Source organism: Streptomyces sp. NPDC127084 (genome assembly GCF_042724175.1).
Lineage (GTDB): Bacteria > Actinomycetota > Actinomycetes > Streptomycetales > Streptomycetaceae > Streptomyces.
The window spans coordinates 1-9,950 of record NZ_JBHXFA010000202.1; the positions used below are offsets into that span (position 1 = coordinate 1).

A 9,950-nucleotide genomic window follows, 5' to 3' on the forward strand; every position below is an offset into this window, starting at 1 on the left:
GCTCCGGGCCCCACACCGTCTGCCGTTCGGTCAGACACGGCAGGGCAGCACGTGCCGTGCGGCGTGGACAACGCTCGTGCTCAATACACCTAGTGCCTTGCGCAGCGGCTAACTGTCGGGGTGGTAGCGGCAGGACGAATCGTCGCAGGAGGTGGGTACCTCCCACCGGCTACTGATGCGGTACAGGAGGCCCTGATCCGGAGGCCGGGCGGGGAGGTTGCACAAGATTTCGGTGGGGGAGTAGATCGGGCGCGCGTCGTCCTCGATGTGCTCGGGGTCGGTGTAGTGGAATTCCTCCCGGCGCTCCCAGGGCAGTGTGATGTGCGGCCGGTGGCCGAGGGGATTGTCCTCGGTGAAGGAGGGGTGCAGCTGCCACTGGGTGCCGAAGGCGCGGTTGTGGACCTCACCGAGGTACCAGGCCGCAACCGCGACCAGGGGGGTGTCCATCACCTTGCGGGCCTGAGCAGGGCTGTCGAACGCGTCCCGGATGAGCGCTTCGAGCCGGGGGAGAGAATCCAAGGTGAAGTCCCACGGCCCGCGGCCGGCGCGTTCCTTCACCCAGGTGGGGAATCCGCTGCGTTGCTGTGCCAGCCACTTCTCCAGCACCGGGTTGTGGGCGTTGACGTGGTCTCGGGTCTTCTCTTCGAGCAGGTACTCGGCGTACTCGTCTTCGTCCATGTCCCGTGGGTCGGTCCACTCCATGCCTGGAGACTAGGCGAACCATGTGTGCCGGTGTGAAGATCCCGCATGGCACGTGAGTTGTCGGTGAGCCGTAACCGGGGGGTGGCGCAGAGGATGGTTGACGGAGCGCAAGCCCCTTGGCACACGGCCCCGCAGACGCGGGCACGACGTCCCGTGGTCCCCTTCACAGAACCGAAGCCGCTCGATGGCGACCTCGACTCCTACCGGCACTTCCATACCCCAGGGTGGGGACGGGCGGCCAAGGCCGTGGGGAAAGTCGCCGGGGGCGGGTGACGTCTGCGCCGTCGTGCAGGTCGTGGCGTGAGACGCAGCCGCTGCTGTATTCAGCCAGGTCCGATGGATTTGTGCCATTCGTCGGCAACCCGCCTCCAACAGCAATCAGGCGTGGCTACATAGGAGGCTGGGGGGGCGTGCTGCCTCCCCGCTTGGTGGCCGGTCGTGGGGGAGGTTGTGACGGTTGCTGACCATCAACGTGGCGGTGCTGCTCGCGGTCATCGTGTTCTTCCGGTTGCGGCGTCGTACGCAGGCCCGCAGCCGGAACGAGGAGAGGACCACTGCCGTCATCATCCTGGCTCTGGGGGTTCTTCTCGCTCCCACCCCGGTCGGCCAGGGAATCCTGGACCTCCTGGGCCAGCTCGCGAGCGGCGTCACGCAGGCCGGCCGATGATCCCCCGCACACGTACGGGCCGGACAGCGCCTGTCGTTGCGCGCTGCGGGGCACGGCTCTGGGAAGAGGGGGAGTGATGATGGCACGTCGACGGCGCCGGCGCTTGAAGAAGCGGACGCGCAGGCAGCTGCAGGGCTGGGGTGCGGTGGCTGCGGTGGCTGCCGCGGTGTGGGTGGCCCGGCACTGGTCGGTGGTGTGGCCCGTTCTCGTGGCCGTGCTCGCCGTGGCCGTGGTGGGAGGGGCCGGCTGGGCGCTGCTGCGATCGCACCGTCTCGCGGTCAGCCAGAACCGCGCGTGGCGAGTTCAGGAGGAGGCCAGAGCGCGGGAGTTGTCGATGGCCGAGGTCGACGCGTTGTCGTGGCAGGAGTTCGAGACGTACATCGCCGAACTGTGTCGGCGGGACGGCTGCAAAGACGTCGTCGTCAGCGGAAAGAGCGGCGACCTGGGCGCGGACGTCGTCGGCTGTCTGGCCGACGGCCGCAAACTGGTCGTGCAGTGTAAGAAGTATGCGCCGCACCGGAGCGTGTCCTCGCAGGACATGCAGAAGTTCGTCGGCACCGCCCGTCTCGAGCACGGCGCGGACGTCGCGTTGTTCGTCACCACCTGCCGCACGTTCACGAAGGCCGCACTCGGCCTGGCGATGCGCCAGGACATCGTGGCCCTGCACCGCGACCTGCTGGGATCCTGGGTCAAGGGCGCTCATCTGGAAACCCTGATCCCGTTGAACGGAAGCGGCGGCGGCACCAAGCGGCGTCCCTTTCCGTGATGGGTCGGGATGCTGCTGGGCATCTCCACCGCTCACGAGCCGACATCCACCACCGGCCTCACCGAGATTCCCCCAGGCGGGCGGAGCTCTCCAAGTTATCGCGGTGACCGCCACGGACGACTCGGGCGTAGGCGACGGCCGGCACACCGAGCGCGCCGCGGCGATCCGGAACACGAGCGGACCGGCGCCACGAGCGGTCACCGTAACGATCCATGCCCTGGACAGACGAAGGGTAGGACGCCACCAGCGCAAGACGACACGGAAGCGTCGAAGTCCAGAGGCTGCCGAATCTCAGGCGAGCGCCGATTACCGATGAGGTCTTCGCCTTCGGCAGGATAGAAGCCATGACCGAGATCCGTACACCCCGCCTCCTCCTCCGCCGCTGGCACGACGACGACCTCGCACCTATGGCGGACATCAACTCGGACCCGCGGGTCATGCGCTGGATCGGGGACGGCTCGGTGCGGGACCTGGACCACACGGCAGAGGCCATCGAACAGTGGGAGGAGGAGTGGGACGAGGAGGGCTTCGGACTCTTCGCCGTCGAGCTGCTGGCCTCGGGTGAGCTGGCCGGCTTCACGGGGCTGTCCGTGCCCGAGTTCCTGCCCGAGGTACTGCCCGCCGTAGCGATCAGTTGGCGGCTCGGCTCGCCGTTCTGGGGTCAGGGATACGCATCCGAAGCAGCCCATGCCACGCTGGAGTTCGCGCTCCAGGACCGCGGCCTTGACCGCGTCATCAGCATCAACCGGGTAGGTGACAACGCCTCCGAAAACGTCATCCGCAAGCTCGGCATGGTGCCGGAGCGTGAGACCGTGCACCCGGAGTACGGCTACCCGCTGCACGTCCACACCATCGATCTCACCGAGTTCCAGGCGTGAACCGGCCGAGCCGTCGGTCATCACAAGACAACGGCCGCTGTGACCTGGCACAGTGGGTGCTTTTGAACTCTGGCCGCGAGGCCGCACGCAGAGCGAACCGGATTGCCCGAAGGTCTGCCTCCGCGGACGGAGACAACGCCAGTGCTCCAACTCGGCGAGGCGTTCGGCGCTCCGTCTCGGGTTACCCAGGCGCGCGGGGTTGTACCGGGAGCAGTCCGCCCCTGTTGTGGTCCGCCCTGCCCGGATAGGGCAGGGTGGGGGCCATGTTTGCCGATCATCAAGAGTGCGACGTGGTCGTCACAGCTGTGGCGTCGGTGGGGACCGTCATCAATGCGGACGGGTACGACGGTTTCATCGACCAGGCCAAGCACCCCTCATGGGGGACGGACATTCCCCGCGCCTCGGTCGGCGACCGGATGCGCGCGGTTGTGCTGGACTCCGCCAGGACGCCGCCGCGGTTCAGCGCGCTGCCGAGCGACATTCGGATCGCCCGGAGTCTGCGCCACACCGAACCGCTGATGCGCCTTTGCCCGCCCCCTGACGGTGCCCGAGCCGTCGAGTGGGACGCAGTGGAGGCAGACCTGGGCATCGCCCTGCCGGCCGACTACAAGCGGCTGGTCGAGACGTACGGCGGCGGCCAGTTCGCCGGAACGCTCTGGCTGCTGGAGCCGCGCTGCCCGGAGAAGATGTACGACCTGGTCGCCCAGACCGCGGAACGCGAGGAGATCCTCGCCGATCTCTGGGACGCGGGCGAGGCCAAGCCGTCGGAACTCCATGACGGCAGCGCCAGGCTGGTGCCCTGGGGGTACGTGGAAGGAGCGGGACACTTCCTGTACTGGCTGGTCCGGCCCGGCGTCGAGCCGGAGGAATGGAAGGTCATCCTCAACGAGGGGCGCGGCCCGTTCTGGGAAGCCCATTCGGCGTCGTGCAGCCGTTTCCTCCTCGATGTCGTGGCCGGCACGACGACCTCGACCTATCTCGCCGAACTTGATGACATCGTCGATCCGGTGGACAGGGCTCGCTTCACACCCAACTCACAAATCCTCAGCCAGTGAAACCAGGCGGTGGGCCTGTGAGCCGCACACCGTATTCGAGCTGGACGTGGGCCACACCAGGATGTCGCGGAGTTGGATGAACCGACGGGCGGTCGCGTGGCCGTAGAACTGCTTGACCGTCACCTTGGGCAGGTTCTCGGTCCGCGGGGCGGAGACAGTGCAGTCGGCGAGTCGACCGGGTAGGTTCATCTCCACCGGTCAACCGGCGCTGACGCTTCCTGCCGATCTGCGGTTCGAGGGCTCCCTCGAGGTCCCTCGGCACCTCGATCTGAACCGGGCCCGACGTCGGTGACGACGGTCTTGGGCCGCTTGCCGTTGCGTGAGTTGCCGCCGTTCTTCCCTGCCGGATCGTGCCGGTCATAACCAGGTGGTCGGTCATCTCGCCCTCGAGAGCAGACTCCAGAAGTCGCTTCGTCAGCTGCTGCAGCAGCCCGCCCTCGCCGGTCAGCTTCAGGCCTTCGGACTCAGCCCGCACCACGAGCTCCTCGATGAACCGGTCATCCACAGATGCCGGCACAGCCCCCGACACGGGCGTCCTGTGTCCTTACTGGTTACAGGTGCACTCTTCGATGATCGGAATCACACCGTTCTTCTTACGGTCCCCGTAGTGACGACAGGGCGGCATTGAGTTTGACGACGTTGACCCGTTGTTCTCCGAGGAAGCCGGCGTATCGCTGCTCGATGTGGGAGGCCACGAGCGCCTTGACCTGTACCGGCGGCAGGCGCCGAGCGTGGGCGATGCGGTTGACCTGCTGGTAGGCGTAGGCGGGGGAGATGTGTGGATCCAGGCCGGAGCCTGATGCGGTGGTGGCGTCGGCCGGTACGGCTGCGGGGGGTACGCCGTCGAGGAGGGCGATCTGCGAGCGTCGCTGGCGGACGGTTTCCAGCAGCGTCGCGTTGTTGGGGCCGAGGTTCGATGCGCCTGAGGACAGTGCGTTGTAGTGGCCGGTCGAGGGCCGGGGCTGGAACCATGCGCGGTCTGGTGCGCCGGTGGGGGTCGTGAAGTGTTGTCCCAGCAGTTCCGAACCGATGACCTGGCCGCTGCGGCGCAGCAGGGAGCCGTTCGCTTGGAAGGGGAAGCACAGTTGGGCGATGCCGGTGACGACCAGCGGGTAGGCGATGCCGGTGAGCAGGGTGAGGATCAGCAGTATCCGCAGTGCTGCGGCGTGGCGGCGGATCGCGGTTGTCGAGTGGAGGCGCATGGGGGGTGCCTTCCTCAGCCGAGTCCGGGGACGAACTGCACGATCACGTCGATGGCTTTGATGCCGATGAAGGGCAGGACGATGCCGCCGAGGCCGTAGATCCACATGTTGCGGCTGAGGAGTCTGGCGGCGGTGGTGGGGCGGTAGCGGACTCCGCGGAGGGCGAGGGGGACGAGGGCGATGATGATGAGGGCGTTGAAGATGATGGCGGAGGAGATGGCCGAGGTAGGGCTGTGGAGCCGCATGACGTTCAGTTTGTCCAGGCCGGGGTAGGCGGCGGCGAACATGGCGGGGATGATGGCGAAGTACTTGGCGACGTCGTTGGCGATGGAGAAGGTTGTCAGGGCTCCGCGGGTGATCAGGAGTTGTTTGCCGATCTGCACGATCTCGATGAGTTTGGTGGGGTCGGAGTCGAGGTCGACCATGTTGCCGGCCTCTTTGGCTGCGGATGTGCCGGTGTTCATGGCGACACCGACGTCGGCTTGGGCGAGCGCGGGGGCGTCGTTGGTGCCGTCGCCGGTCATGGCGACGAGTTTGCCGTCGGCTTGCTCTCGTTTGATGAGGGCCATCTTGTCCTCGGGTTTGGCCTCGGCGAGGAAGTCGTCGACGCCTGCCTCCTCGGCGATCGCGCGGGCAGTGAGGGGGTTGTCACCAGTGATCATGATGGTGCGGATGCCCATGCGGCGTAGTTCGGCGAAGCGTTCGTGCATGCCTTCTTTGACGACGTCCTTGAGATGGATGACGCCCAGCACCCGGGCGGCGTCGGCGTCCCTGACGGCGACCACCAAGGGAGTGCCGCCGCTTGCGGAGATCCCGTCGACGAGGATTCGGACGTCCTCGCCGCTGTCCCCGCCGTGGTCGGTGACCCAGGCGATCACGGCGGAGGCGGCGCCTTTGCGGATCTGACGGCCATCGACGTCTACGCCGGACATGCGCGTCTGCGCGGTGAAGGGCACGAACTGGGCATGAGTGAGTTCGCCTTCCTGGCGGGCGCGCAGACCGTGCTGTTCCTTGGCCAGGACGACGATCGAGCGTCCTTCGGGGGTTTCGTCGGCCAGCGAGGCCAGTTGTGCGGCGTCGGCGAGTTCTTCGACGGTGAAGGCGGCGACGGGCAGGAATTCGGCGGCTTGGCGGTTGCCGAAGGTGATGGTGCCTGTCTTGTCCAGGAGCAGGGTGGTGATGTCGCCGGCGGCTTCGACCGCGCGGCCGGACATGGCCAGGACATTGCGTTGGACCAGGCGGTCCATGCCGGCGATGCCGATCGCCGAGAGCAGGGCGCCGATGGTGGTGGGGATCAGGGCCACCACGAGGGAGATCAGAACGATGATGCTTTGTTCGGCGCCGGCGTAGATGGCGAAGGGTTGCAGGGTGACGACAGCCAGCAGGAAGACGATCGTCAGGGCGGCCAGAAGGATGTTGAGGGCGATCTCGTTGGGGGTCTTCTGGCGGGCGGCGCCTTCGACGAGTGCGATCATGCGGTCGATGAAGGTCTCGCCGGGTTTGGCGGTGATCTTGATGACGATGCGGTCGGAGAGCACCTTGGTGCCGCCGGTGACGGCGGAGCGGTCGCCGCCGGATTCGCGGATGACAGGGGCGGACTCCCCGGTGATCGCTGATTCGTCCACGGAGGCGACGCCCTCGACGACGTCGCCGTCACCAGGGATGGTCTGTCCGGCTTCGACGACGACCAAGTGACCGATCCGCAAGGCGCTGCCCGGGACTTCCTCCTCCGTGCCGTCGGCGCTGAGCCGCCGGGCGATGACGTCGGTGCGGGCCTTGCGTAGGGTGTCGGCCTGCGCCTTTCCACGGCCTTCGGCCACGGATTCGGAGAGGTTGGCGAAGACCACGGTGAGCCAGAGCCACAGGGTGATCACCCAGGCGAAGACGGACGGGTTCTCGATCGCCGAGATGGTGGTGAGGAGGGATCCGACCGCGACCACGAACATCACCGGGTTTTTGACCATGACCCGGGGATCCAGCTTGCGCAGGGCTCCCGGCAGCGCCGCCACCAGCCAGCGCGGATCGAACGCAGCGGTGGGCTTGGGGCGGCCCTTGCTGTGCGGCGTACCGGAAGGCGAGCGGCCTGGTTGCGGCGCGGGGACGGTCGCGGACATCAGCGCACTCCTTCTGCGAGTGGTCCCAGTGCGAGTGCGGGGAAGAACGTGAGGCCGACGACGACGAGGACGACTCCGGTCAGCATGCCGATGAACAGCGGGCGGTGGGTGGGCAGAGTGCCCGCGGTGACGGGGACGGGCTGCTGCCCGGCCAGAGATCCGGCCAGGGCGAGGACGAAGACCATCGGCAGGAAGCGGCCCAGCAGCATCGCCAGACCGAGCGCTGTGTTGTACCAGGCCGTGTCGGCGGACAGGCCAGCGAAGGCAGAACCGTTGTTGTTGGCGGCCGAGGTGAACGCGTACAGCACCTCGGAGAAGCCGTGCGGCCCTTGGTTCAGCATGGCCGCCCGCTCGCCCGGCAGTGCCATCGCGATCCCCGCACCGATGAGCACGACGGCGGGGGTGGTGAGGATGTAGAGCGAGGCGAACTTCATTTCCCGGCCGGCGATCTTCTTGCCGAGATACTCGGGGGTGCGGCCTACCATCAGCCCGGCCACGAACACCGTGATGACGGCCAGGATCAGCATGCCGTAGAGCCCGGATCCGGTACCTCCCGGGGCGATCTCACCCAGCATCATGTTGAAGATCGCCATCCCGCCGCCGAGGGGGGTGTACGAGTCGAGGGAGGAGTCGACCGCGCCGGTGGAGGTGACGGTGGTGGCGGCGGCGAACAGCGCAGAGGCCCAGATGCCCAGGCGCTGTTCCTTTCCTTCCATCATGGCTCCCGCCAGATGCCCGACCTCGCTGCTGACCGCGTGCAGCTCGTTGTAGGTCACCGCTGCCGTGGATGCCGCCCAGATCAGCGCCATCACGGCGAGCACGGCGTAGCCCTGGCGGTGGTCGCCGATCATCTTCCCGAACGCGCGGGGCATCGCGACGGCGATCACCATCAGCAGGTAGATTTCGATCAGGTTGCTCAGGCCGTTGGGGTTTTCGAAGGGGTGCGCGGAGTTGGCGTTGTAGAAGCCGCCGCCGTTGGTGCCGAGTACCTTAATCACCTCCTGGGAGGCCACCGGCCCGGTCATCAGATGCTGCACTCCCTGCGGGGCGACGGTGGTGATCGTCTGGATGTCGTGCAGGCTCTGAACGACCCCGCAGGCGACCAGGATGACGGCGAAGACGAACGAGATCGGAAGCAGCACCCGCAGCACGATGCGGGTGAGATCAACCCAGAAGTTGCCGACCTGGTCGGTCTTGCTGCGGGCGAAGCCGCGGATCAGCGTGGCCACCACCGCGATCCCGACGGTTGCGGAGACGAAGTTCTGTACCGTCAGGCCGGTCATCTGGGCGGCGTAGCCGAGCGTGGACTCGCCCGCGTAGGACTGCCAGTTGGTGTTGCTGACGAAGGAGGAGGCGGTGTTCCAGGCGAGCGCCGGCGAAACAGCGGCCATGCCCAGCGAGAGCAGCAGATGGTTCTGGAGGCGGAGGAAGGCGTACAGGAACAGCACGGACACGGCCGAGAACGCCAGCACACCGCGCAGGTACGCCCCCCACTTCTGGTCGGCGTCCCCGTCCACGCCGGCGAGGCGGTAGACCCACTTCTCCACCCGCAGGTGTTTCGGTGAGGTGAGGGTGTGGGCGATGAAGTCGCCGAGCGGTCGGTACGAAATCGCCAGCGCACCGAGGAGAGCCAGGATCTGCAGCCATCCCGCGAGGGTGTCGTCCACTAGAACTTCTCCGGGAAGATGAGGGCCAGCACCAGGTAGACCAGCAGGCAGCACGCCACGGTCAGCCCCACGACGTTCTCGACGCTCACAGTTTCCCGACCGCCGTCGCCACCAGGCCGAGGAGGGCGAACACCACGAGGGTGAGAACCACGAAAACCAGGTCTGCCACAGAGCCCTCCCAGGAGAATCAGCGCCGTCGACAAATAGGGGCGAAGCCGCCTGAACAGGAAACCGCCTTCATGCGGCGAACACAACGTCCGCCCGCGTGTCGCACGCCGGGCCACATCACGGGGCCGGGCACGCCCCGTACCAGCGTGTGTCGGTCTCCTCCTGCCTTGCACACATGTGCAGCAGCCCGCGCGGCCGTCGAAATGGCAGAGGACAGCGCACGGACAGTTGTGACTTGAGCGCGGTAGTCGGCCGGCTCGGAACGCTGGTTCAGTGGTTTCGTGGGGCGTACATGATCACGGCCATCCCAGCGAGACAGACCAGGGCACCGATGACGTCCCAGCGGTCGGGCCGGTAGCCGTCGGCGACCATGCCCCAGGCGATTGACCCGGCCACGAAGATCCCGCCGTACGCGGCGAGGATGCGTCCGAAGTTGTCGTCGGACTGGAAGGTCGCCACGATGCCGTACAGGCCGAGGGCGATCACACCGGCGCCGATCCAGATCCAGCCCTTGTGCTCGCGGATGCCCTGCCAGACCAGCCATGCCCCGCCGATCTCGAAGAGGGCGGCCACGACGAACAGGGCAACGGAACGAGCGACAGTCATATCGCCGCACCCTACCGGCGGCCCGCGCCCGGCCTGACCGCGACGGTGATCCTCGGCGCCCTCGACGGCTCGTCCTCGCCGGGTACGACGTACACCCCGATCGTCGGCGCGGACCTCGCGCTCAG

The 9,950-nt window shown here is 67.2% G+C and carries 11 protein-coding genes and 1 pseudogene; 5 read left to right on the plus strand and 7 right to left on the minus strand.

Annotated features, from left to right (window positions below):
* Positions 1–108 precede the first annotated feature (108 nt).
* Positions 109–702, minus strand: a complete 594-nt coding sequence (locus ACFWI9_RS30455) for a hypothetical protein (protein WP_387167333.1) — start codon at positions 700–702, stop codon at positions 109–111.
* 457 nt (positions 703–1,159) lie between these two features.
* Between ACFWI9_RS30455 and ACFWI9_RS30460 the strand changes: the two genes are divergently transcribed.
* The 4 genes from ACFWI9_RS30460 to ACFWI9_RS30475 all read left to right on the plus strand — a co-directional run bounded on the left by ACFWI9_RS30460 (position 1,160) and on the right by ACFWI9_RS30475 (position 4,068).
* The gene (locus ACFWI9_RS30460; RefSeq protein WP_387167336.1) at positions 1,160–1,369 is read left to right on the plus strand and encodes a hypothetical protein; all 210 of its coding nucleotides are present in this window, start codon (positions 1,160–1,162) and stop codon (positions 1,367–1,369) included.
* Between the two features lie 79 nt (positions 1,370–1,448).
* Entirely contained in the window at positions 1,449–2,135 is a 687-nt protein-coding gene (locus tag ACFWI9_RS30465; protein WP_387167363.1) for a restriction endonuclease, read from the plus strand.
* A 344-nt stretch (positions 2,136–2,479) separates the two neighbouring features.
* Entirely contained in the window at positions 2,480–3,013 is a 534-nt protein-coding gene (locus tag ACFWI9_RS30470; RefSeq protein ID WP_387167339.1) for a GNAT family N-acetyltransferase, read from the plus strand.
* A 290-nt stretch (positions 3,014–3,303) separates the two neighbouring features.
* On the plus strand, positions 3,304–4,068 hold the full coding sequence (locus ACFWI9_RS30475) for an SMI1/KNR4 family protein (RefSeq protein WP_387167342.1): 765 nt from the start codon (positions 3,304–3,306) through the stop codon (positions 4,066–4,068).
* On the opposite strand, the gene ACFWI9_RS30480 is transcribed toward ACFWI9_RS30475, so the two are convergent.
* The 6 genes from ACFWI9_RS30480 to ACFWI9_RS30505 all read right to left on the minus strand — a co-directional run bounded on the left by ACFWI9_RS30480 (position 4,058) and on the right by ACFWI9_RS30505 (position 9,825).
* Positions 4,058–4,597: a transposase gene (locus ACFWI9_RS30480; RefSeq protein ID WP_387167345.1), complete on the minus strand. Its 540-nt coding sequence runs from the start codon at positions 4,595–4,597 to the stop codon at positions 4,058–4,060. The genes ACFWI9_RS30475 and ACFWI9_RS30480 overlap by 11 nt on opposite strands.
* A gap of 64 nt (positions 4,598–4,661) precedes the next feature.
* Positions 4,662–5,270, minus strand: a complete 609-nt coding sequence (gene kdpC / locus ACFWI9_RS30485; protein ID WP_387167348.1) for a potassium-transporting ATPase subunit KdpC — start codon at positions 5,268–5,270, stop codon at positions 4,662–4,664.
* 14 nt (positions 5,271–5,284) lie between these two features.
* The gene (gene kdpB, locus ACFWI9_RS30490) at positions 5,285–7,384 is read right to left on the minus strand and encodes a potassium-transporting ATPase subunit KdpB (RefSeq protein ID WP_387167351.1); all 2,100 of its coding nucleotides are present in this window, start codon (positions 7,382–7,384) and stop codon (positions 5,285–5,287) included.
* On the minus strand, positions 7,384–9,051 hold the full coding sequence (gene kdpA, locus ACFWI9_RS30495) for a potassium-transporting ATPase subunit KdpA (protein WP_387167354.1): 1,668 nt from the start codon (positions 9,049–9,051) through the stop codon (positions 7,384–7,386). The genes kdpB and kdpA overlap by 1 nt, the downstream gene beginning before the upstream one ends.
* Positions 9,051–9,140 (minus strand): K(+)-transporting ATPase subunit F, encoded by a 90-nt coding sequence (gene kdpF, locus ACFWI9_RS30500; RefSeq protein WP_387167357.1) that lies wholly within the window; start codon positions 9,138–9,140, stop codon positions 9,051–9,053. Before kdpF ends, kdpA begins: the two co-directional genes overlap by 1 nt.
* A 349-nt stretch (positions 9,141–9,489) precedes the next feature.
* On the minus strand, positions 9,490–9,825 hold the full coding sequence (locus ACFWI9_RS30505; RefSeq protein ID WP_387167360.1) for a YnfA family protein: 336 nt from the start codon (positions 9,823–9,825) through the stop codon (positions 9,490–9,492).
* Positions 9,826–9,849: 24 nt separating this feature from the next.
* On the opposite strand from ACFWI9_RS30505, the pseudogene ACFWI9_RS30510 reads away from it, so the two are divergent.
* Positions 9,850–9,950: pseudogene (locus tag ACFWI9_RS30510) on the plus strand (pirin family protein); the annotation flags it as partial.

What these genes read in the sequence shown, in the direction of transcription:
- ACFWI9_RS30455 (WP_387167333.1), bottom strand. Translation starts at nt 702, where the DNA reads ATGGAGTGGACCGACCCACGGGACATGGACGAAGACGAGTACGCCGAG.
- ACFWI9_RS30465 (WP_387167363.1), top strand. Translation starts at nt 1,449, where the DNA reads ATGGCACGTCGACGGCGCCGGCGCTTGAAGAAGCGGACGCGCAGGCAG.
- ACFWI9_RS30470 (WP_387167339.1), top strand. Translation starts at nt 2,480, where the DNA reads ATGACCGAGATCCGTACACCCCGCCTCCTCCTCCGCCGCTGGCACGAC.
- kdpC (WP_387167348.1), bottom strand. Translation starts at nt 5,270, where the DNA reads ATGCGCCTCCACTCGACAACCGCGATCCGCCGCCACGCCGCAGCACTG.
- kdpB (WP_387167351.1), bottom strand. Translation starts at nt 7,384, where the DNA reads ATGTCCGCGACCGTCCCCGCGCCGCAACCAGGCCGCTCGCCTTCCGGT.
- ACFWI9_RS30505 (WP_387167360.1), bottom strand. Translation starts at nt 9,825, where the DNA reads ATGACTGTCGCTCGTTCCGTTGCCCTGTTCGTCGTGGCCGCCCTCTTC.